Source organism: Streptomyces sp. NK15101, from assembly GCF_020400725.1.
Classification (GTDB): Bacteria; Actinomycetota; Actinomycetes; order Streptomycetales; family Streptomycetaceae; genus Streptomyces.
Map to the genome: position 1 here is coordinate 74,878 of NZ_JAINVG010000020.1, position 23,974 is coordinate 98,851.

Consider the following 23,974-nt stretch of genomic DNA (forward strand, 5'->3'; position numbering starts at 1 on the left):
TCCGTGTCAGGCTGCGAGGACGCAGTCGGCGGCCGGGGGGCCGCGCCTGATCACCGTGTGCTGGAGTGCCTCGGCCACCGGCGGCGGCGAGGAGTCGGAGGGCGCCCGGAGGGGCCCCCGGGGCCCCGTGCGCGGAGCCCACGGCAGCCCGGCGAGCAGGGCCCGTACGAGACGGAGCGCGGCCCGCAGGGAGCGCACGAGGGCGCATTCGGCGAGTTCCGTCGCGCCCTGCTCGGAGAGCTCCACGAGCCGGGAGAGGGCGCGGTCGCCGCGGCGCAGCAGCCAGCCCGCGGCCAGGGCGGCCAGGAGGTGGCCGAGGACCATGGGGAGGCCGGGCAGCAGTTCGCCGCCGGCGGGGGCCGTGTGTCCCGTGTGGGCGTACGCGTCGGCCGGGTCGAGACCGGCCTCGGTGATGATCCGGGTGGCGTCGGCGGGGCTGAGGGAGGCGGCGCCCGCCCCGCAGACCAGCCGGGCGGCCATCCGGACGAGGGCGTCGTCGGCCTGGCCGCTCAGGGCGAGCTGCCGCTGTCCGAGCCCGAAGAGGACGTGCAGGCCGAGCTGCCCGCCGGCGAGGGCGCCGACGACGAGGCCGAGGGAGCGCGCGCGGCCGGCGAGGAGGACGGTGATCCCGAAGACGCCGAGGAATCCGGCGGCGAGGGTCCACAGGGCGATGCCCTCGCAGGCGGCGAGGGCGTGTCCCAGCGCGGACAGCACGACGCAGACCGCGGTGAACACCGCGGCCCTCAGCAGCCGTGGAACGAGCGCGGGGGCAGTCATGGCGGCCCCATCATCGCACCACGCCCGCCACCGCCATGAGGCAGGTCCGGAAGGTCGTTCTTGGGCGCCTTCGCGGCGAGATACGCCGACCACCGTGCTCGGATGCCGGACCGCCGGGGCGGTGTGAGGGCCGTCGGGGCGCCCCGTGGGCGGGCGGCATACACCGGCGCACCGGCCCGGTGCATCCGCCGAACGAGCGCTCTTGACGCCTCCGGGCGCTTACGGAGCGCCCGCCCAGGCAATACGTATCGGTATGTCGAGCCGCTGCCGGGAGGCTGGAGCATGAGCATCTGGTGGTCACTCCATCTGCGGCGCGAGGCCGCGAGCGTGCCGCTCGCGCGAAGGCTTCTGCTGGGCACGATGGAGACGGCGGGTGTCGATCCCGACGTGTCGTACGAGTTGTCGGTCGCCCTGACCGAGGCGTGCGCCAACGCCGTCGAGCACGGCGGCGGGGCCGGCTCACGGGAGCCGGGCGGGGCGTACCGGGTGACGGCGTACCTGGACGGCGAGACGTGCCGCATCGAGGTGGCGGACTCGGGGCCGGGTTTTCCCGGTGCCGGGGCGCCGGCCGTGCCGTCGGACGAGGCGGAGCACGGCCGGGGGATGCGCCTGATCGAGGAGCTGGCCGATCACGTGCAGTTCGGCAACCGCTCGGGCCGGGGCGGTGCCGTGGTCAGCTTCGACAAGCTCCTGAAGTGGCGGGACAGCCCGTCGCTCCTCATGGCGTGAGGTACGGGGAAGGGCCCCCGCCGGTCGGTCGGCGGGAGCCCCTCGGTTCCAACGTACGCGCGGATCAGCCCTTCAGCGCGGCCATCCACGCCTCGACCTCGTCGGCGCGGCGCGGCAGCGCGTCCGAGAGGTTCCGGTTGCCGTCCTCCGTGACGAGGATGTCGTCCTCGATCCGGACGCCGATGCCGCGGTACTCCTCCGGCACGGTCAGGTCGTCGGCCTGGAAGTACAGACCGGGCTCGACGGTCAGGCACATGCCCGGCTCCAGGGTGGTGTCCACGTACGTCTCGGTGCGCGCGGCGGCGCAGTCGTGGACGTCCATGCCGAGCATGTGGCCGGTGCCGTGCAGGGTCCAGCGGCGCTGGAGGCCGAGCTCCAGGACGCGGTCGACCGGGCCCTCGACGAGGCCCCACTCGACGAGCTTCTCGGCGAGGACGCGCTGGGCGGCGTCGTGGAAGTCGCGGTAGGCGGCGCCGGGCTTCACCGCGGCGATGCCGGCCTCCTGCGCCTCGTACACGGCGTCGTAGATCTTCCGCTGGATCTCGGTGTACCGGCCGTTGATCGGCAGGGTGCGGGTGATGTCGGCGGTGTAGAGCTCGTTCGTCTCCACGCCGGCGTCGAGCAGCAGCAGGTCGCCGGAGCGGACGTCGCCGTCGTTGCGGACCCAGTGCAGGGTGGTGGCGTGCGGGCCGGCGGCGCAGATGGAGCCGTAGCCGATGTCGTTGCCCTCGACGCGGGCGCGCAGGAAGAACGTGCCCTCGATGTAGCGCTCGCTGGTGGCCTCGGCCTTGTCGAGGACCTTGACGACGTCCTCGAAGCCGCGGGCGGTGGAGGCGCAGGCCTTCTCCAGCTCGGCGATCTCGAAGTCGTCCTTGACGAGACGGGCCTCGGAGAGGAAGACCCGCAGCTCCTCGTCGCGCTCGGCGGTGACCTTGTCGGTCAGCGCGGCCTCGATGCCGACGTCGTGGCCGCGGACGGCGCGGACGGGGCCGGTGGCCTCCTTGAGCGCCTCGGGGAGTTCGCGGACGTCCTTCGCCGGGATGCCGAGGAGCTGCTCGGCCTCGCCGAGGGAGTGGCGGCGGCCGACCCACAGCTCGCCCTGGCCGTCGAGCCAGAACTCGCCGTTCTCGCGGTTCGAGCGCGGCAGCAGGTAGATCGTGGCCTCGTGGCCGTCGGCGGTGGGCTCCAGGACGAGGACGCCGTCCTGGGTCTGGTCGCCGGTGAGGTACGCGTACTCGGTGGAGGCGCGGAAGCTGTACTCGGTGTCGTTCGACCGGGTCTTCAGGTTCCCGGCGGGGATCACCAGGCGCTCGCCCGGGAAGCGGGCGGAGAGCGCGGCGCGGCGCGCGGCGGTCTTGTCGGCCTGCGCGATCGGCGCGAGGTCGTGCAGCTCGGTGTCGGCCCAGCCGGACCGCATGTTCTCGGCGAGCTCGTCGGAGACGCCCCCGTACAGCCCGTTCTTGCGCTGCTTGATCGGCTGCTCTTCGGTCTCGGTCTCTTCCGGGGTCTCCGGGGTGAGCTCCTCGGCCACGGGTCTGCCTCCTTTTGGTACGACACTGAACCCCCACCATCGTACGGTCGTACGGAAGGGGGTCCAGGGCCGGAGGACCCATTACCGGTGAGTTACGTTCCGCTTACACCCATCGGCTTGCGCACCGGTCGGAGCGGCTCACTCGAAGCGGGCGGCGAGCAGGACCACGTCCTCGCCGTCCACGGCCGGGTCCAGGCCCTCGGGGAGCAGGGCCCGCAGGACGTGGTCGGCGACGGCGCCCGGGTCGCCCCGGTCCGCCCTCGGCACGCTCGCGGCGGCCGCGTGGAGCCGCGCGAAGGCCCGGTCGATGGCGTCGCCGGTGCGTCGCAGCAGCCCGTCCGTGTAGAGAAGCACCGTTTCTCCGGGTGCGGGGGACAGCTCCACGCTCGGCGCCTCCCAGCAGGAGAGCATCCCGAGCGGGGCCGAGAGGGAGGTCTCGACGAACTCGGTGCGGCGCTCGCCGACGACCAGTGGCGGGGCGTGCCCGGCGCCGGCGAGGACGATCCGGCGCTGCGCGGGCTCGGCGTAGGCGAAGAGGGCGGTCGCGGAGCGGGCGGGTTCGGTGATCCGGAGCAGGAGCTCCAGGTCGGAGAGGACGGCGACGGGGTCCTCGCCCTCCATCACCGCGTACGCCCGGAGGGAGGCGCGCAGCCGGCCCATGGCGGCCAGCGCGCTGGGCCCGGTGCCGGAGACGGAGCCGACGGCCAGACCGAGGGCGCCGTCGGGCAGCGGCAGCGCGTCGTACCAGTCGCCGCCGCCCAGCGGGCCGGTGCGGTGCCGGGCGGCGAGCTGGACGCCGGGGACGCGCGGGAGGCGGCTGGGGAGCAGCTCCTCGGCGACGGTGGCGACCTGGACGCGGGCGCGTTCGACCTGGAGGAGCCGGGCGAGGTGCTCGGTGGCGAAGCGGCCGTAGAGCCCGATGAGGTGGCGCTGCCGGTCGGTGGGTTCGGCGGGCTCGTCGTAGAGCCAGACGACCGCGCCCAGCCGGCCGGCCTCCTCGGTGGCGAGGGGCAGGGCGTAGCTGGCGGCGTAGCCGAGGCGGGCGGCGACCTCGCGGTGGCGCGGGTCGAGGCCCTCCTCCGCGCGGACGTCGCGGATGGCGATCGGGTCGGGGACGCGCTCGGGGTGCCCGGCGTCGGGGAGGCCGTCGAGGAGACGGCCGTAGCTGGTGGCGCCGCGCGGGACGGTCTCGATGGTGCCCAGGTCGGCGTGGGCGAGGCCGAGGCCGATGGTGCTGGTGGGGCCGCGGCCGTCGGCCGGTTCGAGGACGGACATCCCGCGGCGGGCGCCCACGAGGGCGGCACCGGCGCCGAGCACCTCGCGGAGGGCCTCGTCGAGGGAGGCGATCTTGACGAGGCGTTCGGTGAGTTCGTGAAGAGTGGTGAGGTCGGAGACCCAGGAGGCCAGCCGGTCCTGGATCAGGACTCCGGGCGGAAGGGCGCCGTCGGCGGGGCTCGCCGCCGCGGGCACCCCGGGAAGGGGCGGCGTAGTGTGCGGGGGACCGGGAGCTGTGGAATCGATTCCGGCCACTTTCGGCATGTGTGGGGCGCTCATGGCAGTCGGCTTTCCGACCGGTGCGTTTGACGCCATAGCATCGCAAACCCCCATGTCAATCTGAGCCGCTCGATGCATCCACATGTACACGCACAAGAGGAACGATGTCCAGCATTGTCCCCACGGGACTTGTGGTGTCCGTGAGCTCGTGCGAGAGGGTTGAAGTACGCGAGAAGTTGGCCGAAAATTGCCCCCGGTGTGCACCTTTTGCGGTCGACTGGCGTCGTTTGAAAGCGCGTCATTCCAAGCGTGCTGGGTACGTAATCGGTGACAGGCAGGGGCAGTTGACACCGCCCCGGAACGTGACGCGGAACCCCGGCGTCTTTCCCGCCGCAGGCCGCAGCCCGTCACCGAGTGGCGGGGAACGTGTTCTGACCCGCTCCGGCTCCGACCTGGCTCCACCCGGTTCCCCGGGATCCACCCGGCACCGACCCGGTCCGCCCCGCTCCCCAGGGGGGCCGGCACCCCGCCGACCCGGCACGCGCTGATACGCACGGTGAAGACTTCTGCACATGGTGTGATGTGGATTCGGCGTTCAACGGAAAGGAACGAGCGCTCATGCGCGAGATCCTCGGAAGGCGACGCAGGCTCCGGTTCCGGCGCAAGGAGAGGACCGCCCGGCTCGACGCCGCGGTCACCTTCGCGGTCGAGTGGAACTGGCCCGTCCTGCCGGGCGCGAGCCTGAGAGCGACGACCCGTACGGCCGCGGGAGCGGCCTGCTCCTGTCCCGATCCCGACTGCGTGGTGCCCGGCGCGCACCCCTACGACCCCGGACTGCTCGCGGCCACCACGGACGAGCGCATGGTCCGCTGGTGGTGGACCCGGCGCCCGGACGCCCCGGTGGTCCTCGCCACCGGTGGCGGCGCGCCCTGCGCGGTCAGCCTCCCCGCGGTGGCGGGGGCGCGGGCCCTCGCCGCGCTCGACGTGACGGGCATGCGGCTCGGCCCGGTGGTGGCGACCCCGACCCGGTGGTCGATCCTCGTCGCCCCGTACGGCCTCGAACGGCTGGGCGAGCTGCTGTACGCGAAGGACGACGTGCCCAGCTCGCTGCGGTTCCACGGCGAGGGCGGCTACCTGCTGCTTCCGCCGTCGGTCGCGGGGACCGGGCAGGTCCGCTGGGAGCGGGCGCCGCTCGCCGGTTCGGCCCGGCCGTGGCTGCCCGACGTCGAGGCGGTGGTCGACGCCCTGGTCCAGGCGAGCACGAGCACACCGGGCGGCGGCAGCAGGCTGGCGTACTGAGACGGGGCCGGGGCTTTCGCGCGGGAGCCGCTCGGGGGCTTCCGTGCGGGGCCCGCTCGGGGGCTTCCGCACGGAGGTCCACCGGAGCGGGCGCGGCCGTTCACCCGAAGGGGTGTGTCCCGGTCCGACTTGCAGGGGAAACGGGCGCGCGGCCGACCGGGCGCCCGGGTCCCGGCGCTATGTTCACCCCACCGTTCAAGATCTCCAGATCTCCAGCCGAGCAGGAGCAGGTGGGTCCCATGAGCCCGGTGAACCTCCGCGTGGTCGGACTCGGGACCGCCGTCACGGTCGCCGTCCTGCTGCCCCTCGTCGCGACGGCGAGGCCGACGGGGGACCCCGTGCGGCCGGCCGGCGCGAGCGCCCAGGGGGACGCGAAGCCCGGGGACCTCCTCGGGGAGCTCGGCCTGGGGCCCCGTACGCCGGCCTCCACCGCTCCCGCCCCGGCCTCCGCGGCCCCGGCGGCGCCCGCGGCTCCCGGACGCGCCACACCCGAACGCGTCACGCGTTGTGGGCCGGAACTCGTCTCTCCGGAGGGGGCCGAGGCGCAGACCTGCGTCCTGAGCGAGGAACGTGACGTCTGGGCGCGTACGTACTACCGGAACGCCACGGGTCGGCGGTTCGACGCGTTTCTGACCCTCATGGGCCCCGGCGGACGGACCGTGCAAGTGAGCTGCCAGGTCCCGGCGCAGGACGAACCGGGAACCTGTGAAACGCCGAGGGAGCGCGCTCGCGGCGCGGTCGCGGCGTATACGGCGGTCGCGGAATTCGCCGGCGCGGGCGAGGGGGACACCACTCCGCTGCTGCTCCGCGCGGGAAGCAACACGGCGGACGGCGAAGGAAGTTGAGCGTCGGACGCTCCGGCCCTGCCGGGAGCGGACATGGAAAGGCCCGGTCGCTGGCGACGGGGGATGCACCAGCGACCGGGCTTCAAGAACGGTAACAAGAGATCTGCGGTTCGCAAATTCGATCTCGGTTATTCGGACAGGGATTTATCCGTCCGGGGACCCGCTTTGTGGCGGAAGTCACCGACCGGTCGGTCTGCCGGTCACCGATACCACCTGGGGTATCAGCTGAGAGTCACCTGACGGTTCGTGAGGCCGCCGCGCGCCCGGCGCTCCTCCGCCGTCAGCGGGGCGTCCGAGGCGAGCGCCGCGGCCAGCCGCTCGGCGAACTCGGCCGCCGGCTTCTCGCAGTCCTCGGCGGTCATCGAGGACGGCAGGTCCCACACCGGCACCATCAGGCCGTGCGCCCGGAAGGAGCCGACGAGGCGGGTGTCCGAGCCGAGCGAGGTGCCCTCGCCGGCCTGGAGGCGGGCGAGGGCGTCGAGGAGCTTCTCCTCCGGGTGCGGCATGACCCAGCGGAGGTGGTTCTTGTCCGGAACCTCGCACCAGTACGCGGAGTCGACGCTCGTCAGCTTCACGGTCGGGATCGCGGCCGCGTTGGCCCGCTCCAGGGAGGCAGCGACCTCCTGGTCGGCACCGTCCGCGGACTGCGGGATCCAGAACTCGAAGCCCGAGTGGACCTCCGGGACGAACGGGGCGTCCGCGTCGAGCAGCTCCTGCAGGCGCGGGCCCTCGGCCGGCACGCGGCGCGCGGGGACCGGGGTGCCCGGCTCCGCCTCCAGGGCGCGCTGCAGGGTGTCGGCGAGGTCGCGGGCCAGGTCGCCCGAGGTGGAGTCGTTCTGCAGGGCGAGCAGGACGGAGCCGTCGTCGCGGCGGAGCGCCGGCCACGCCATCGGCAGCACGGTCGCGAGCGTCACCGACGGCACGCCCTCCGGCAGGCCGCCCTTCAGGGTGAGCGGCACGGTGGCGGCCGGCACCAGCTCGCGCAGCGCGACCCAGTCGCACTCGCCGGGCAGGCCCTCGAAGGGGCGCTGCACGAGCTCGGTCACGGCGTGCGCGGCGGTCCGGCCGTGACACGCCTTGTAGCGGCGGCCCGAACCGCACGGGCACGGCTCGCGCGCCCCGACGACCGGGATCTCCCCGTTCGTGACCTGTGCCTGGCCGGTCTTGCCGGCCTTCGTCTGGGGGCGCTTCTTGGCCATGGTGTGGCTTTCTCCCGATCGCGACTGTGCTGTCTGCGGTGCTGTACCGGGCGCGAGCCTAGCCGCACCGGGCCCCGGCGCCGTTCAGGCGGGGCGGCACGACAGCCGGGGCGGGCACCGCCACGGGGCCGCGCCCGCCGTCGCCTCCCGGCCCGGTCGTCGTGTCACGGTCGGATCGTCGTACGCGTCTCAGTCCAGGTCGTCGTACGCGTCGAGGAAGTCGAAGCCCGAGCCGCCGCCGACGCGCGCGGCGAAGTCCTCGCGGCGGTGCCCCTCGGTGACGACCACCCAGACGGTGACCTCACCGGTCGCGCTGTCCCGCACGCCCCAGTCCTGGGCGAGCGCCCCGATGATGTTCAGCCCGCGGCCGCCCCGTGCGGTGACCGAGGGCGTCGATGGGACGGGCCGTGTCGGACCACCCCCGTCGGTCACCTCGACCCGCAGGCCGCCCCCCGGGTCGACCCGCCAGGCCGCCCGCACATCGCCTTCGCCCCGTTCCGCGTGGTTCAGCGGCCTGCCGTACCGACAGGCATTGCTGAGCAGTTCGGAAAGGATCAGCACCGCGTCGTCGACGACCGATTCGGACACCCCGCTGCGGTACAGCTCGTCCCGCATCCGGTGTCGCGCCTCACCCACGCCCGCAGGGCCATGGGGTACGGCCATGCTCGACGACGTGGGCACCTCCTGTGCCACCACCAACGCCACCCCCGAGACCTCCTTTGCCCCACGCCACCGTGTGGATGCCCCAATGGCCTGGACCGGAAACCGGCCAATCCGTGTGGGATGAGGCACTCGTGACGATCGCGTACGCACGGAACGCGCCGGGGCACACCCTGTAAGAGCTGTTGTCCTCTGTGACGGAGGGGGAACAAGCGACGGGAGAGGTGCCCCGGCGGCGCTCAGCCGCGGCCCAGCTGGGCGAGCACCTGCTTCGGACGGTTGGTGATGATCGCGTCCACGCCCAGGCGCTCGCAGAGCTCGACGTCCTCCGCCTCGTCCACCGTCCAGACGTGGACCTGGTGCCCGGCCTTCTGGAGCCGCAGGATCACGGCGGGGTGGTGCCGGACGATCCGGATCGACGGACCGGCGATGCGCGCGCCCGCGGGGAGCCGCCCGTCGCGCAGCCGGGGCGAGACGAACTGGGCGAGCGAGACGGTGGGCAGCGTCGGCGCGGCGGCGGCGATCCGGTACAGGGAACGGGCCGAGAAGCTCATGACGCGTACGGGCGATTCGTCGGGGGACGCGGGCGCGTCCAGGCCGAAGCGCTTGAGGAGCTGGAGCAGCCGCTCCTCGACCTGGCCGCGCCAGCGGGTGGGGTGCTTGGTCTCGATGGCCAGCTCGATCCGGCGCCCGGCGTCGGAGACCAGCTCCAGGAGCCGCTCCAGGGTGAGGACGGAGGTGTATCCGGGGTCCCGCCAGTCGGGGATCTCCCCGGAGTCGTCCCGCCCCTTCCAGGTGCCGAAGTCGAGGGCGGTGAGATCGGCGAGTTCGAGCGCGGAGACGGCGCCTCGGCCGTTCGAGGTGCGGTCGACTCGCCGGTCGTGGACGCAGACGAGGTGGCCGTCGGCGGTGAGCCGGACGTCGCACTCCAGGGCGTCGGCGCCGTCCTCGATGGCCTTCACATAGGCGGCGAGGGTGTGTTCCGGTGCGTCCTCGGATGCTCCGCGGTGGGCGACGACCTGGAGGGGGACGCGGTTCGGGTGCTGCCGTGCGTGAGTCACCGCGTCATGGTGCCATTGGCGGGGCGGCGCGGGCACCCCGGAAGGTGTCCGTTCTGTCCGTATATAAAGGATGGGGTGCGAACGCACAGCTCCGCCTTACAGCGGCCTGACGTCCTGTGGGAAAAGCTGGTGCAGCACCCTGGAGCCAGTACGTACCCCCACCCCGCGCAGTCAACGAGGAGAGCGAGCTGTGAGCACCGAGAACGAGGGCACGCCGGTTCCGGCGGACCCGGCCGCCCCCTCCACCCCTCCGGCGGCTCCCGCACCCCCGACGTCCATGGACAAGCCGGCGGGCGGGACGTCCCCGGAGGCGGCGCCGCACGCGGCCCCGGAGGCGGCGCCGGAGCCGGCCCCGCAGGCAGCGGCCCCGCAGACGACCCCGCAAGCGTCCCCGCCGGTGGACGAGCCGACGACGGTGCAGGCCCCGGTTCCGGCCGCGGCCCCCGCCCCGGCGGCTCCGCACGCGGCCCCGGACCGGCCCCCCGCGACCGCCCCCGCCCCCACGGCCGCCGCGCCGGCCGGAGGCTGGCCCCCGCCGCCCCCGCCGGCCGTCCCGGCCTGGGGCGTGCCGGTGCCCCCCGCCCCCGAGGCACCGCGCCGGCGGACCGGCGGCCTCGTGGCGGCCGTGCTCGTCGCGTCGCTCGTCGCGGGCGGCATCGGCGGCGGCATCGGCTACTGGGCGGCCGAGCGCGGCGACAACGGCTTCAGCTCGACCACGGTCTCCTCGGGCCAGGCCCCGGCCTCCTTCAAGCGCGAGCCGGGGACGGTCGCGGCGGTCGCCGCGAAGGCCCTGCCGAGCGTGGTCACCATCCAGGCGAAGTCCGGCGCCCAGGAGGGCGAGGGCGGCACGGGCACGGGATTCGTCTACGACCAGGAGGGCCACATCGTCACCAACAACCACGTGGTGGCGTCGGCGGCGGACGGCGGCACGCTGTCCGTGACGTTCTCGGACGGCAAGACGTACGACGCGGAGGTCGTCGGCCGGGCCGAGGGCTACGACGTGGCGGTCCTGAAGCTGAAGGACGCCCCCAAGGGGCTGACGCCGCTGCCGCTCGGGGACTCCGACAAGGTGGCGGTCGGCGACTCGACGATCGCGATCGGCGCCCCCTTCGGCCTGTCGAACACGGTGACGACGGGCATCGTCAGCGCCAAGAACCGCCCGGTCGCCTCGGGCGACGGCTCCGGCGGCGGCAACTCGTACATGAGCGCGCTGCAGACGGACGCCTCGATCAACCCGGGCAACTCCGGCGGCCCGCTGCTCGACGCGAGCGGCGCGGTGATCGGCATCAACTCGGCCATCCAGTCGACCAGCGGCGGCTTCGGCCAGTCCCAGGCGGGCTCGATCGGCCTCGGCTTCGCGATCCCGGTCAACCAGGCGAAGAACGTGGCGCAGCAGCTGATCAAGACGGGCAAGCCGGTGTACCCGGTGATCGGCGCGACCGTGAACATGAACGAGAAGGGCCAGGGCGCGACGATCGCCGCCCAGGGCTCCGGCGGCACGCCGTCGGTCACGCCCGGCGGCCCGGCGGCGAAGGCGGGCCTGAAGGCCGGCGACGTGATCACGGGCTTCGGCGACCACCCGATCGACAGCGGTCCGACCCTGATCAGCGAGATCTGGACCCACAAGCCGGGCGACTCGGTGAAGATCACCTACGAGCGCGACGGCAGGACCGCCACGGCCACCGTCGTCCTCGGCGAGCGCACCGGCGACAGCTGACGGGCCCGGCCGGTAGGCTGTATCCCGCTTCGCCCCAGGTGACCGGGGCATGGGTGGGTTGCCCGAGCGGCCTAAGGGAACGGTCTTGAAAACCGTCGAGGCAGCGATGTCTCCGTGGGTTCAAATCCCACACCCACCGCAGTGGATCGGCGACGAGCCGGTCGGAAGGGGCGTCCTCCGACGGAGGACGCCCCTTCCGCGTGCGTGTCGCCGGATCGCCGTGCCGCCGGCTCAGGAGTGGGTGCGGGCCTGCGGGTTGTTCAGGCAGAGGGCGATGTTGCGTACGGCCGCGGTGAGTTCCTCGATCACCCGGGCCGCCTGTTCCGCGTTGTGGAAGGCCGGGCGGTCCGTGAGGGTGCGGCTCAGTTCCTCCGCGGCCCGGACGGCGGGGCCGGCGGGACCGCCGTCGCCGAGGGGAGCCGCGCTCTGCGGAACCGGGGCCGGCATCGGCGTCGGCGTCGGAGCCGGGGCCGGCGTCGGTGCCGGGGCCGGGGCCGGGGCCGGAGTCGGAGTCGGCGCCGGGGGCGCGGGCCGGCTCGTGGGCGAGGGTTGCGGAGGCGACGGCGGAGGAGCCGAGGGATACGGCTCGGGCTCCGCCCGGTATCCCTCGAAGGACGGCGAGAAGGTGCCGGATCCGACGGCCAGGGAGCTGTGCGCCTCCTCCTGGGGGTGCGGGGCCGCGGCGAGGTCCTGTCCGTGCTGCGGGACCGCTCCCGGCACCCCGGGCCCGCCCCGGCGGGCCCGGGGCAGGACGAAGTGGTCGAAGCCGGGGAACGCCGGGGGAGCCGGGTGCGGGGCGGGCTGGGCGTACTCGCTCTGCCACTGCGCGCGGTAGTACTCCACCTGGTCCTCGCAGGAGGAGCGGGCGTGGAAGATCGCGGTGTTGTCGCCCAGGTCCGGGTACCAGAGGTTGGGACCGGGGAAGCGCACGGTCCGCATCCGTGGCTTGATCTCTTCGGCGCACCCCATGCAGCAGCCCTCCGGCACGAGGAGCGGGATGCCGCCGCTCTGCTCGGGGCGGCGGGGGCCGCCCTCCGGGCGGTACTCCCCGTGGTGGCAGGGCGGGAGTTCGCCGCAGGCCCGGCAGACGGCGTAGTGCTCGGGAAGGACCTGCCAGTCCTGGCTGGCGGGGGCGCACCAGTGCTTCGCCGCGGACCGGGGGAGGTTCTCGTCGCGCAGTACCAGGACCACCGGGCGCCTGTAGAACTCGGCTCGTTCGGGGGCCGGTTTGACCGCCTGGTTCTCGGCCCGCCGCAGTTCGTTGGCGTGCCACCACAGTTCGACGTGGTCGCGCCACGCCTTCTCGTAGGATTCCGGCCAGTGGTTGCCCGGATAGCCGGTGATGTCCAGGACGCGCCACGCCTGCCGGTCGAGCACGACGATGGATCCGGCCTGCAGCCGCAGATGTGTTCCCTTGACGCCCTCGTCCGGCCAGTCATGGCGGCCGATGCGGGTGGGCTGGTCTGGGAGCCACCTGCGAATCTGCATGACACGCTCCTCGGCAACGAAACTTCGTAGTTTCAAGTGGGGCAGTAGGTGACATTCTGAACAATTTAGGCGTCGGGTTGGGGTTAGACACGCGCATACCACTGAGCGATTGAAGGCCGGAAATGCCTTCTGTGCCGGGTGTTTCGCTCGCACGGCCCGACGGTGCCCGCGGGCCCCTCCTCCTCCGGTGCCACGGTCCCGCACCCGGCCTCCACACCCACCCGTACGTGTGACGTCGCTTCCACCGGGTCATCCCGTACGTATGCATCGCTCCGCGTCCCGGCCGCCCGCGGCTCCGGACGGGGCTTCCCGCTCCGGCGAGGTGGTAAAAGCGGTGCCGACCGGCGGGCGGGGGCATAGGGTCCGGGGCACCACGAAGACGGGAATCGGGATGCGCATCGTGCTCGTTCGGGGGGACATCACCGCCGAGGCGGCCGACGCGGTGGTCAACGCCGCGAACTCCTCGCTGCTCGGCGGGGGCGGGGTCGACGGGGCCATTCACCGGAAGGGCGGGCCGGAGATCCTCGCCGACTGCCGGCGGCTGCGGAGTTCGCACTACGGCAGGGGGCTGCCGACCGGACGGGCCGTCGCGACCACGGCCGGGCGGCTGCCGGCCCGGCACGTGATCCACACGGTGGGACCGGTGTGGTCGCGCGACGAGGACCGATCGGAGCTGCTCGCCTCCTGCTACCGCGAAGCGCTGCGGGTGGCGGACGAGTTGGGGGACCGCACGGTCGCGTTCCCGGCCATCTCCACCGGGGTCTACGGCTGGCCGATGGACGACGGCGCCCGGATCGCCGTGGAGACCGTCCGGGCCGCCGAGACCGAGGTGGAGGAGGTCCGCTTCGTGCTCTTCGACGCGACCGCCTACGCCGCCTTCGAGGCCGCCCTCGCCGGCTAGGACCTGTCCGGCAATCGCCTCTCCTCATCAGGGCCGAACACATTCACCCCCTTGGTCGACGTGTTCGGCTTTTCCCTTCGTGTCTCTTCGTCGATTTCCGCGGCCCCGGCATTCCGTCCGACGGATTGACTGAAAAGCTGCCGGAACGCTTCGCCCCTTGGGGCGCAACGGCCGTGTCGGCCGACACGCCGCGCACGGGGCCCTCTCTCCTCGCTGAGCTGCGCCTTTCTCGCTGTGGTCTGGTTTATCGGCTTGTCCTCACGCTTGCGGGGGAATCGGCCGCTCCGGGGTGGTTCGCCGGGGATTCGGTGGGCAACTCTGGATTCGCGACGTCGAGCACAACGACCGGGGCGGTCGGCCAACTGCCTTGGGAACGGCCGTGGTTCAGAGAAGTTCCGCAGAACAGTTCCGTGCAACAGCATCAGCTTTCAGTTCCCGGAGGAACAGACATGGCAAGCATCCGTACCGCCCGCGTCCTCGCCGCTGCCGCCGCCCTGCCCCTCGCCGCCGCGCTCTTCGCCGGGGTGGCCCAGGCCGACAACGGCGGTTTCGCGGACGACGGATCGAACACGAGCGTCGCCACGATCATCGGCAGCGGAGTCGGCGGGCACAACCTCGGCAACTCGACCACGACGCAGCAGGTGGCGACCGGTTCCGGTGCCTCCAACCAGAACAACACCGCGAGCGTGAACGGCTCGGCCTTCACCCACATCGACCAGGACAACAACGTGGTCAACTTCCACCCGTGGTGGTGACCGGCAGGGCCTGAGCCGGCCCGACGGGGGGCGTGACCGTGGTGTGAACGACGGCCCGCGCACCGGTACTTCGGTACCGGCGTGCGGGCCGTCGCGCATGCGCGCGGTCTCCGGGCGGTACGGGCGTTCCCGGCCTTGACAGGCGGACGGAATCTGACGGACAGTCAGAAATCTCAGTCGTCCCACGGGAGGCCGTCGCCGTGCACCTCGCCCCGACCGAGCGGCAGCTGCGGCTGCGCGCCGAACTCCGCGCCTACTTCCGGGACGTGATGCCCGACGGGCCGCCGCCCGCCGGCGACGCCGACGCCCAGCGGCGGCTGCTCCGCCGGATCGGCGCCGACGGACTGCTCGGTCTCGGCTGGCCCGAGGAGTACGGGGGACAGGGCCGCGGGCCCGACGAGCAGTTCGTCTTCTTCGACGAGGCGTACCGCGCGGGCGCCCCCGTCTCGATGGTCACCCTCAACACCGTCGGACCCACGCTCATGGCGTACGGGACCGAGGAGCAGAAGGCCTTCCTCCTGCCCCGGATCCTGCGCGGCGAGACCGTCTTCGCCATCGGCTACAGCGAGCCCGAGGCCGGCACGGACCTCGCCTCCCTGCGCACCCGGGCCGTACGGGACGGGGACTCCTGGCGCGTCGACGGGCAGAAGGTCTTCACCTCCAACGCCCAGAACGCCGACTGGATCTGGCTCGCCTGCCGCACCGATCCCGGCGCGCCGCCGCACCGCGGGATCTCCGTCCTCCTCGTCCCCACCGACTCCCCCGGTTTCTCCTGGACCCCGATCGAGACGGTGGGCGGACTGACGACGACCGCCACGTACTACGACGGGATACGGGTCCCCGCGGGCAACCTCGTCGGGCCCGAGAACGGCGGCTGGGGCCTCATCACCAGCCAGCTCAACCACGAGCGGGTCGCGCTGGCGGCGATCGGCATGCAGGCGGAGGACTTCTTCGCGGCCGTCCTCGACCGGGCCCGCACCCCCGATCCGGTGACGGGCAGGCGTCGGATCGACGAGCCGTGGGTCCGGATCCGGGCCGCCGAAGCACATGCCCGGCTGGCCGCGACCCGCCTGCTGAGCTGGCGGCTGGTGGGCGACGTGGGGGCCGGCCGCCTGGCCCCGGGGGACGCGAGCGGGGTGAAGTTCGCGGGCACCGAGTCTGCGGTGGAGGTCTACCGCATCTGCCAGGAGATCGCGGGCGGGCCGGGGACGGTGCGAGCGGGATCGCCGGGAGCCCTCGACGGCGGCGAGCTGGAACGCATGAACCGGGCCGCGCAGATCAACACCTTCGGAGGCGGGGTGAGCGAGGTGCAGCGCGAGATCGTCGCGAGGACGCGGCTCGGCATGAAGGGGAGGGCGCGGCGATGAGCGGTACGGACGAGGCCGATGCCCTGTACGAGCGGCTCGTGGCCTTCGAGGGCCGGCCCGCCGCCACCGCCGGCACCGGCAAGGACCCGGTCAACCTGCCCATGATCAGGCACTGGTGCGAGGCGATGGGGGACGCCCACCCCGCCTACCGGGGGCCGGACGCCGTCGCGCCCCCGACCATGCTCCAGGCGTGGACGATGGGCGGCCTCTCCGGGCACACGGACCGGTCCTCGGCGTACGAGGAGCTGTTCGCCCTCCTCGACGGCGCCGGATACACCTCGGTCGTCGCGACCGACTGCGAGCAGGAGTACCTGCGGCCGCTCCGCCCGGGCGACGAGATCGGCTTCGACACCGTCGTCGAGTCCGTGTCGGAGCGCAAGACCACCAGGCTCGGCACCGGGTACTTCGTGACGACGCGGACGGACGTCCGGGCGGGCGGCGAACTCGCGGGCACGCACCGCTTCCGCATCCTCAAGTACGCGCCCGCCGCCCGGCCGCCCCGGAAACCCCCGGCACGGCGGCCCCGGCCCGTGGTCAACCGGGACAACGCCGGGTTCTGGGAGGGCGTGGCCGCGCACCGGCTGCTGATCCAGCGCTGCGGCGACTGCGCGGCCCTGCGCTTCCCCTGGCTGCCCGGGTGCGCCGACTGCGGTTCGCGGGAGTGGGACGCGGTCGAGGCGAGCGGCGCCGGGACGGTCTTCTCGTACGTGGTGGTGCACCACCCCTCCTTCCCCGCCTTCGAGCCGCCCTACGCGGTCGGGCTCGTCGAACTCGCCGAGGGCGTGCGGATGATCAGCAACGTGGTGGGCGTGCCCCACGACAAGGTGCGGATCGGGATGCCCGTGCGCCTCGGGTTCCTGCGGGTCGACGAGGACCTGGAGCTCCCCGTCTTCCGGGCGGGAGGGGAGGACTGACATGGACTTCACCCCCACCGAGGAACAGGAGGCCGCCCGGGAGCTGGCCGGGCGGATCTTCGCCGACCTCGCCACGCACGAGCGGCTCCGGGCCGCCGGGACCGGCACCGACGCCGAGCTCTGGAAGGCGCTCTGCGCGGCCGGGCTCCCGGGCGCCGTCGAGGAGACCGGTCTGCTCGGCCTGGTCCTGCTCCTGGAGGAGCAGGGACGCAGGACGGCGCAGGTGCCGTTCGCCGCCAGCTGTGTGTACGGGATCCTCGCCGTCGCCCGGCACGGTACGGAGGAGCAGCGCGCCCGGCTCCTGCCCGGCCTGCGCGACGGCACGACGGTGGTGACGGGCGCGCTCCCGGCACCGGGCACGGTCACCGCGGGGCCGGGAGGACTCGACGGCACCGTGGACTGGGTGCCGTGGCTCAGGGACGCCGGCCACGTGCTCGTACCGGACGAGGACCGCGTCCTGTGGCTGGTCCGCACCGAGGACGCGGCCGCCGTCGAGGCCGTCGAGCTCACCGCGCCCTGGGCCGCCGCCCGGCTCGTCCTCGACGGGACGCCGGGGGAGCGCCTCGGCGGCAGCGGAGCCCATGACGACGTGCTCGCCGCCGCGCGGATCGCCTTCGCCGGGCTCCAGGCGGGGGTGTGCGCCGGGTCGCTCGCCAGGGCCGTGGAGCACACCTCCGTACGGGAGCAGTTCGGGCGGCCCCTCTCGACCCGCCAGGCGGTGCAACTGCGGGCCGCCGACGCCCACATGGACACCGAGGCCATCCGGGTCACCGCCTACGAGGCCGCCTGGCGCTTCGACGAGGGCCTCGACGCCGCCGGGGCGGCCCTGACCGCCGCCTGGTGGGCCTCCGAGGCGGGCAGACGGGTCGTGCACGCCGGGCAGCACCTCCACGGCGGCACGGGCGCGGACCTCGACCATCCCGTCCACCGGCACTTCCTCTGGGGCCGGCAGCTCGACGCCTACCTGGGCTGCGGCACCGAACTCCTCGCCGAACTCGGCGACCGGCTCGCGAAGGGAGACCCCTCATGAAGCCCGGTGACGAGCTGCCGCCGCTGCGGATCCCGATCACCCGCACCCTGATCGTCGCCGGGGCCGTCGCCTCCCGCGACTACCAGGACGTGCACCACGACGCCGAACTGGCCCGGGAGAAGGGCTCACCGGACATCTTCATGAACATCCTCACGACCAACGGACTCGTCGGCCGGTACGTCACCGACCACTTCGGCCCCCGGGCCGTCCTCCGCAAGGTCGCCATCCGGCTCGGCGCCCCCAACCACCCCGGCGACACCATGGTCCTGACCGGGACGGTCACCGAGGTCGACGGGGACACGGCGAGCGTCCGGATCGCCGGCGCCAACGGACTCGGACACCACGTCACCGGGACGGTCACCGTGGAGGTGGCGCGATGAGCGTCCGCGGCCGGGACGCGCTCGGCGGGCGGGCGGCCGTCGTGGGCATCGGGGCGACCGAGTTCTCCAAGGACTCCGGCCGCAGCGAACTCTCCCTCGCCGTCGAGGCCGTGCGCGCGGCCCTCGACGACGCCGGGCTCACCCCCGCCGACGTCGACGGCCTGGTCACCTTCACCATGGACACCAACCCCGAGATCACCGTCGCCCAGGCGTCCGGCATCGGGGAGCTGTCGTTCTTCTCCCGCGTGCACTACGGGGGCGGCGCCGCCTGCGCCACCGTCCAGCAGGCCGCGCTCGCCGTCGCCACCGGGATCGCCGAGGTCGTCGTCTGCTACCGGGCGTTCAACGAGCGCTCCGGACGCCGCTTCGGCGCGGGCGTCCAGGAGCGCGAACCCTCGGCGGAGGGCGCCGCCCTCGGCTGGCAGCTGCCCTTCGGGCTGCTCACCCCGGCCTCCTGGGTCGCCATGGCGGCCCAGCGGTACCTGCACGCCTACGGGCTGACCCCGGACGCCTTCGGCCACGTCGCCGTCACCGACCGACGGCACGCGGCCCGCAACCCCGCCGCGTACTTCCACGGGAAGCCGATCACCCTCGCCGACCACGCCGCCTCGCGCTGGATCGTCGAGCCGCTCCGGCTCCTGGACTGCTGCCAGGAGACCGACGGCGGCCAGGCGATCGTCGTCACCTCCGTCGAGCGCGCCCGCGACCTGCCGCGCCCGCCCGCCGTGATCCTGGCGGCGGCCCAGGGCGCCGGGCGGAAACAGGAGGCCATGACCAGCTTCTACCGGGACGACCTGACCGGGCTGCCGGAGACGGGCGTGGTGGCCCGGCAGCTCTGGCGGACCTCCGGGCTCGCGCCCTCCGACATCGACGTGGGCATCCTCTACGACCACTTCACCCCGTTCGTGCTGATGCAGCTGGAGGAGTTCGGCTTCTGCGGGCCGGGGGAGGCGGCCGACTTCGTCGCGGCCGACGCGCTGCCGCTGAACACCCACGGGGGGCAGCTCGGGGAGGCGTACCTCCACGGCATGAACGGCATCGCGGAGGCGGTGCGGCAGATCCGCGGCACCTCGGTGAACCAGACGCCCGGCGCGGCCCGGACCCTGGTCACGGCGGGCACGGGGGTTCCCACGTCCGGGTTGATCCTGGGCACGGACGGCTGAGGCGACGGCCTGAGCGGTGGCCGGGCGGGGCGGGCGGTTCTTCACTCGCGCCATGAGCACTCGTACGCCGCCCGCATCCGAAGCCGCCGGATCCGAAGCCGCATCCAGAGCCGCGGCATCCGGAGCCGCCGCATCCGGATCCGCCGCATCCGGAGCCGCGCCCGCGCTCCTCCCGGCCGCGCCGCCGGTACCGGTCCGCGTCCGCTCCGCGCTGCCTCCCGGGGCGCGGGCCGTGGTCGCCGCCGTGATGGTGGCGCTGGCCGCGACGGTCCTCCTCGACGCCCCGCCCCCGGCCACCACGAGAACCGAACGCCCGCCCGCGGCCGTGCCCGTCGCGGCCGGCCCCGCCCCGGTGACCGGGCCCGGCTCCGCGACGGCGCCCGGTTCCGCCACCACGACCCGCTCCGCGACCGCCTCCGTGACCACGGCCGGCTCGCCCGACGGCACACCCGGTGCCGCGGCCCCCGGCGCCCCCGCCGCCCCCGTGCACTTCGCCGGCAAGGCGTTCGACACCTGCGAGGCGCCGTCCCTCGCGGTGATGAGGGCCTGGCGGGGGTCGCCGTACGGGGCCGTCGGGATCTACTTCGGGGGGCGGGGGCGGGGATGTCCCGTGCAGAAGGAGCTCACCCGCGCCTGGGTCGCCTCCGTCCACGCCATGGGCTGGCGGCTGCTGCCGCTCTTCGTCGGCTCCCAGGCGCCGTGCGTGGACTCCCTCGCCAAGCGCCCCTTCGCGATCGGCGCCGACCCCACGAGCCAGGGCACCAGGGAGGGCGGCGACGCGGTACGGGCCGCGAGCGCCCTCGGGATCGGCGCGAGCAGCCCGCTCTACCTCGACATCGAGGCCTACCGGCGGGGTGACACGGCCTGTGCCGCGACCACCCTCTCGTTCGTCCGCGCCTGGAACCGGGAGGTGCGGCGCCTCGGCTACCTCCCCGGCTTCTACAGCAGCGCCGACACGGGGGTGCGGGACATGGAGGCGCAGCGCAGGGCGGGGACGAAGGACCTGCCGGACGTGATGTGGTTCGCGCGCTGGCGGGGGCAGCCGGCGCTGCTCACCGAGTCGGTGCTGCATCCGCAGGCCTGGACGCCGCACGCCCGGATCCACCAGTACGCGGGCAACGTCACCGAGACGTACGGCGGGCGCACCCTCGCGATCGACCGCAACGCGATGGACGCGCCCGTCGCCCGGGTCCCCGTCCCGGCCCGGTCCGCCGTCCGCGTCCCGGTCCCCCCGCCGCCCGTCGTGCCCCCGCGCCCCTGACGCGGGCGCCGACCCTGACGCGGGCGTCCGGGGTCTCCACCCAGAGGAGGTGGAGCCGTCCCCACCCCTACAACCTGAGGCGGACGGCGGGTCGGGACCTGGGGCCGATCCGCCGGGCACCGCGCGCTCCTAGCGTGGAGTCATGACTCCGCCACCCTCTGGCCCCGTCTGCGCCGGTGCCTCGCAGTACGCGTCGTTCCCGACCTTCACCTCGTACGTACGGGCGCGTGGCCCCGTGCTCCTGCGCACCGCGCGCTCCCTCACCGCGAACCCCTCGGACGCGGAGGACCTGCTCCAGACCGCGCTGGCCAAGACCTTCATGGCCTGGGAGCGCATCGAGGACCACCGCGCCCTGGACGGCTACGTCCGCCGCGCGCTGCTGAACACCCGTACGTCGCAGTGGCGCAAGCGCAAGGTCGACGAGTTCGTCTGCGAGGAGCTGCCCGAGCCCGCCGGTCTCCCGGAGCCGGACCCGGCCGAGCGGCAGGTGCTGCACGACGCGATGTGGCGCGCGGTCCTGAAGCTGCCGGAGCGGCAGCGCCAGATGGTGGTCCTGCGGTACTACGAGGACCTCAGCGAGGCCCAGACGGCCGAGGTGCTCGGGGTGTCGGTCGGGACGGTGAAGAGCGCGGTGTCCCGGGCGCTCGGGAAGCTCCGGGAGGACCCGGAACTGACGCCCGTGCGGTAGGCGCGGCGGAGACCGGCCGTAGGGCCACGCCAGCGATCACTGGCAATCTTCATACTCCCGGGTAGTGACATACCGCTTGGTATGTGCGCAGAATCTCCACACCCCTTCTGCCACGTAGCGCCCACCGGGAGGACGCCCCGTGTACAGCACCATGCAGGACGTACAACTGACCGTGAGCCGCATCCTCCAGCACGGGATGACGATCCACGGGAAGTCCACCATCACCACCTGGACGGGCGAGCCGGAGCCGCAGCGCCGCACGTTCGCCGAGGCCGGAACCCGCGCGCACCAGCTGGCCCACGCCCTGCGCGACGAACTCGGGGTCACCGGCGACCAGCGCGTCGCCACCCTCATGTGGAACAACTCGGAGCACGTCGAGGCGTACTTCGCGATCCCCTCCATGGGCGCGGTGCTCCACACCCTCAACCTCCGACTGCCCCCCGAGCAGCTGGTGTGGATCGTCAACCACGCCGCCGACCGGGTCGTGATCGTCAACGGCTCCCTGCTCCCGCTCCTCGCCCCGCTGCTCCCGCACCTGCCGACGGTCGAACACGTCGTCGTCGCGGGCCCGGGCGACCGCTCCGTCCTGGACGGCGCCGCCCCGCGCGTCCACGACTACGAGGAGCTGACAGCCGGCCGTCCGACCGCGTACGACTGGCCCGAGCTGGACGAGCGTTCGGCCGCCGCGATGTGCTACACCTCCGGCACCACCGGCGACCCCAAGGGCGTCGTCTACTCGCACCGGTCGATCTACCTGCACTCCATGCAGGTGAACATGACCGAGTCGATGGGCCTCACCGACAGGGACACGAGCCTGGTCGTCGTGCCGCAGTTCCACGTCAACGCCTGGGGCCTGCCGCACGCCGCCTTCATGACCGGCGTCAACATGCTCATGCCGGACCGTTTCCTCCAGCCGGCCCCGCTCGCCGAGATGATCGAGCGCGAGAAGCCGACCTACGCGGCCGCCGTCCCCACCATCTGGCAGGGCCTGCTCGCCGAGGTCACCGCGAACCCCCGCGACCTCTCCTCCATGAAGCAGGTCACCATCGGCGGCGCCGCCTGTCCGCCCTCCCTCATGGAGGCGTACGACCGGCTCGGCGTCCGCCTCTGCCACGCCTGGGGCATGACCGAGACCTCCCCGCTGGGCACGATGTCGCACCCGCCGACCGGCCTCACGGCCGAGGAGGAGTGGCCGTACCGCGTCACGCAGGGACGTTTCCCCGCCGGTGTCGAGGCGCGCCTCGTCGGCCCCGGCGGCGAACGCCTCCCCTGGGACGGCGAGTCGGCCGGCGAACTGGAGGTGCGCGGCACCTGGATCGCGGGCTCGTACTTCGGCGGCGTCGACGCCGAGGAGATCCGCCCCGCCGACAAGTTCAGCGAGGACGGCTGGCTCAAGACCGGCGACGTCGGCGTGATCAGCCCCGACGGCTACCTCACCCTCACCGACCGCGCCAAGGACGTCATCAAGTCGGGCGGCGAGTGGATCTCCAGCGTCGAGCTGGAGAACGCCATCATGGCGCACCCGGAGGTCGCCGAGGCCGCCGTCGTCGCGGTGCCGGACGAGAAGTGGGGCGAGCGCCCGCTCGCCACCGTCGTCCTCAAGGACGGCGCGACGGCGGACTACGAGACGCTGAGGGCCTTCCTCGCCGACGAGGGCGGCATCGCCAAGTGGCAGCTGCCGGAGCGCTGGGCGATCGTGCCGGCGGTGCCGAAGACGAGCGTCGGCAAGTTCGACAAGAAGGTCATCCGCAAGCAGTACGCGGAGGGCGAGCTGGACGTGACCCGGCTGTAGCGCCCCCCGGCACCAACTCGCCCGAGAGGGCTAGTTGGTGCCGATCTTCGCGAGCAGGTCGACGATCCGCGCCTGGACCTCGGCGCTGTTCGACCGCTCGGCGAGGAACAGGACCGTCTCGCCGGAGTCGAGCTTCGGCAGCTCCTCCTCGACGAGGTCGGCCGATGTGTAGACGACGAGCGGGGTGCGGTTCAACTGGCCGTTCGCGCGCAGCCAGTCGATGATCCCGGCCCGGCGGCGGCGCACCTGCATCAGGTCCATCACCACCAGGTTCGGCCGGGTCTCGGTGGCCAGCGCGACCGCCTCCGTGTCGGTGGCCGCCCGCACGACCTGCATCCCGCGCCGCTCCAGGGTGGCCGCGAGCGCGTTCGCGATGGACTCGTGCTCCTCGATCAGCAGGACCCGGGACGGGTGCTGCTCGCTGTCGCGGGGCGCGAGCGCCTTCAGGAGCACGGCCGGATCGGCACCGTACGCCGCCTCCCGGGTCGCCTGGCCGAGCCCGGCCGCGAGCAGCACCGGCACCTCGGCGGCGACGGCGGCCTGACGCAGCGACTGGAGCGCGGTCCGGGTGATGGGCCCGGTCAGCGGGTCGACGAAGAGCGCGGCCGGGAAGGCGGCGATCTGCGCGTCGACCTCCTCGCGGGAGTGCACGATCACCGGCCGGTAGCCGCGGTCGCTCAGCGCCTGCTGGGTGGAGACGTCGGGCGCGGGCCAGACGAGCAGCCGGCGCGGGTTGTCGAGGGGCTCCGGCGGCAGCTCGTCGTCGACGGGGCGCGGGGCGGGCCGGTTGGCGACCTCGACCGCGCCGCCGGGACCGTCGAGCGGCTCCGGCCCTTCGGCGGAGCCCTCGGCGGGGGGCCCCCTTGGGGGGGCCCGGGCCCCGGGGGGGGGGGGGGGGGGGGGGGGGGGGGGGGGCGGGGGGC

General features: G+C 73.6%; 21 protein-coding genes, 1 tRNA gene and 1 pseudogene. 15 read left to right on the forward strand and 8 right to left on the reverse strand.

What is annotated here, in order from left to right:
* Window positions 1-6: 6 nt before the first annotated feature.
* A complete protein-coding gene (locus K7G60_RS13985) occupies window positions 7-777 on the reverse strand; it encodes a hypothetical protein (protein WP_225801206.1) in 771 nt (256 codons plus the stop codon).
* Between the two features lie 282 nt (window positions 778-1,059).
* Here K7G60_RS13985 and K7G60_RS13990 point away from each other — a divergent pair, with 282 nt between their 5' ends.
* Window positions 1,060-1,506 (forward strand): ATP-binding protein, encoded by a 447-nt coding sequence (locus K7G60_RS13990; RefSeq protein WP_225801207.1) that lies wholly within the window; start codon window positions 1,060-1,062, stop codon window positions 1,504-1,506.
* A 64-nt stretch (window positions 1,507-1,570) separates the two neighbouring features.
* Here K7G60_RS13990 and K7G60_RS13995 read toward each other — a convergent pair whose 3' ends face one another.
* Window positions 1,571-3,037 carry an aminopeptidase P family protein gene (locus K7G60_RS13995; RefSeq protein WP_225801208.1) on the reverse strand — a complete coding sequence of 489 codons (1,467 nt, stop codon included), beginning with the start codon at window positions 3,035-3,037 and terminating at the stop codon, window positions 1,571-1,573.
* Window positions 3,038-3,175: 138 nt separating this feature from the next.
* Window positions 3,176-4,627, reverse strand: coding sequence for a PP2C family protein-serine/threonine phosphatase (locus K7G60_RS14000; protein ID WP_225801209.1), 1,452 nt, complete (start codon window positions 4,625-4,627; stop codon window positions 3,176-3,178).
* A gap of 522 nt (window positions 4,628-5,149) precedes the next feature.
* Here K7G60_RS14000 and K7G60_RS14005 point away from each other — a divergent pair.
* Both K7G60_RS14005 and K7G60_RS14010 read left to right on the forward strand, forming a co-directional pair.
* Window positions 5,150-5,830 carry a bifunctional DNA primase/polymerase gene (locus K7G60_RS14005; RefSeq protein WP_225801210.1) on the forward strand — a complete coding sequence of 227 codons (681 nt, stop codon included), beginning with the start codon at window positions 5,150-5,152 and terminating at the stop codon, window positions 5,828-5,830.
* Window positions 5,831-6,069: 239 nt separating this feature from the next.
* Window positions 6,070-6,675, forward strand: coding sequence for a hypothetical protein (locus K7G60_RS14010; protein WP_225801211.1), 606 nt, complete (start codon window positions 6,070-6,072; stop codon window positions 6,673-6,675).
* A 221-nt stretch (window positions 6,676-6,896) separates the two neighbouring features.
* Here K7G60_RS14010 and K7G60_RS14015 read toward each other — a convergent pair whose 3' ends face one another.
* From K7G60_RS14015 to K7G60_RS14025, 3 genes are all read right to left on the reverse strand, one after another.
* A complete protein-coding gene (locus K7G60_RS14015) occupies window positions 6,897-7,874 on the reverse strand; it encodes a DUF5926 family protein (protein WP_225801212.1) in 978 nt (325 codons plus the stop codon).
* Window positions 7,875-8,063: 189 nt separating this feature from the next.
* Window positions 8,064-8,666 (reverse strand): ATP-binding protein, encoded by a 603-nt coding sequence (locus K7G60_RS14020; RefSeq protein WP_078953706.1) that lies wholly within the window; start codon window positions 8,664-8,666, stop codon window positions 8,064-8,066.
* 107 nt (window positions 8,667-8,773) lie between these two features.
* Window positions 8,774-9,595, reverse strand: coding sequence for a glycerophosphodiester phosphodiesterase (locus tag K7G60_RS14025; RefSeq protein ID WP_225801213.1), 822 nt, complete (start codon window positions 9,593-9,595; stop codon window positions 8,774-8,776).
* A gap of 190 nt (window positions 9,596-9,785) precedes the next feature.
* Here K7G60_RS14025 and K7G60_RS14030 point away from each other — a divergent pair, with 190 nt between their 5' ends.
* Together K7G60_RS14030 and K7G60_RS14035 are read left to right on the forward strand one after the other, a co-directional pair.
* Window positions 9,786-11,312, forward strand: coding sequence for a S1C family serine protease (locus K7G60_RS14030; RefSeq protein ID WP_225801214.1), 1,527 nt, complete (start codon window positions 9,786-9,788; stop codon window positions 11,310-11,312).
* A gap of 52 nt (window positions 11,313-11,364) precedes the next feature.
* Window positions 11,365-11,451 (forward strand) — tRNA-Ser (locus tag K7G60_RS14035).
* Window positions 11,452-11,543: 92 nt separating this feature from the next.
* Here K7G60_RS14035 and K7G60_RS14040 read toward each other — a convergent pair.
* On the reverse strand, window positions 11,544-12,800 hold the full coding sequence (locus tag K7G60_RS14040; RefSeq protein WP_225801215.1) for a hypothetical protein: 1,257 nt from the start codon (window positions 12,798-12,800) through the stop codon (window positions 11,544-11,546).
* Window positions 12,801-13,191: 391 nt separating this feature from the next.
* On the opposite strand from K7G60_RS14040, the gene K7G60_RS14045 reads away from it, so the two are divergent.
* From K7G60_RS14045 to K7G60_RS14090, 10 genes are all read left to right on the forward strand, one after another.
* The gene (locus tag K7G60_RS14045; protein WP_225801216.1) at window positions 13,192-13,701 is read left to right on the forward strand and encodes an O-acetyl-ADP-ribose deacetylase; all 510 of its coding nucleotides are present in this window, start codon (window positions 13,192-13,194) and stop codon (window positions 13,699-13,701) included.
* 449 nt (window positions 13,702-14,150) lie between these two features.
* Window positions 14,151-14,456, forward strand: a complete 306-nt coding sequence (locus tag K7G60_RS14050) for a hypothetical protein (RefSeq protein ID WP_225801217.1) — start codon at window positions 14,151-14,153, stop codon at window positions 14,454-14,456.
* A gap of 200 nt (window positions 14,457-14,656) precedes the next feature.
* Entirely contained in the window at window positions 14,657-15,823 is a 1,167-nt protein-coding gene (locus tag K7G60_RS14055) for an acyl-CoA dehydrogenase family protein (RefSeq protein WP_225801218.1), read from the forward strand.
* Entirely contained in the window at window positions 15,820-16,737 is a 918-nt protein-coding gene (locus K7G60_RS14060; RefSeq protein WP_225801219.1) for a bifunctional MaoC family dehydratase N-terminal/OB-fold nucleic acid binding domain-containing protein, read from the forward strand. The genes K7G60_RS14055 and K7G60_RS14060 overlap by 4 nt, the downstream gene beginning before the upstream one ends.
* Window position 16,738: 1 nt before the next feature.
* Window positions 16,739-17,767, forward strand: a complete 1,029-nt coding sequence (locus tag K7G60_RS14065; RefSeq protein ID WP_225801220.1) for an acyl-CoA dehydrogenase family protein — start codon at window positions 16,739-16,741, stop codon at window positions 17,765-17,767.
* Window positions 17,764-18,147, forward strand: coding sequence for a MaoC family dehydratase (locus K7G60_RS14070; protein ID WP_225801221.1), 384 nt, complete (start codon window positions 17,764-17,766; stop codon window positions 18,145-18,147). Before K7G60_RS14065 ends, K7G60_RS14070 begins: the two co-directional genes overlap by 4 nt.
* Window positions 18,144-19,310 carry a lipid-transfer protein gene (locus tag K7G60_RS14075; RefSeq protein ID WP_225801222.1) on the forward strand — a complete coding sequence of 389 codons (1,167 nt, stop codon included), beginning with the start codon at window positions 18,144-18,146 and terminating at the stop codon, window positions 19,308-19,310. The genes K7G60_RS14070 and K7G60_RS14075 overlap by 4 nt, the downstream gene beginning before the upstream one ends.
* Window positions 19,311-19,542: 232 nt before the next feature.
* Window positions 19,543-20,571, forward strand: coding sequence for a DUF1906 domain-containing protein (locus tag K7G60_RS14080; protein ID WP_225801226.1), 1,029 nt, complete (start codon window positions 19,543-19,545; stop codon window positions 20,569-20,571).
* Between the two features lie 142 nt (window positions 20,572-20,713).
* Window positions 20,714-21,259, forward strand: a complete 546-nt coding sequence (locus K7G60_RS14085) for a SigE family RNA polymerase sigma factor (protein WP_190155334.1) — start codon at window positions 20,714-20,716, stop codon at window positions 21,257-21,259.
* Between the two features lie 139 nt (window positions 21,260-21,398).
* Window positions 21,399-23,051 (forward strand): long-chain fatty acid--CoA ligase, encoded by a 1,653-nt coding sequence (locus K7G60_RS14090; RefSeq protein WP_225801223.1) that lies wholly within the window; start codon window positions 21,399-21,401, stop codon window positions 23,049-23,051.
* A gap of 30 nt (window positions 23,052-23,081) precedes the next feature.
* On the opposite strand, the pseudogene K7G60_RS14095 reads toward K7G60_RS14090, so the two are convergent.
* Window positions 23,082-23,974: pseudogene (locus tag K7G60_RS14095) on the reverse strand (PAS domain S-box protein); the annotation flags it as partial.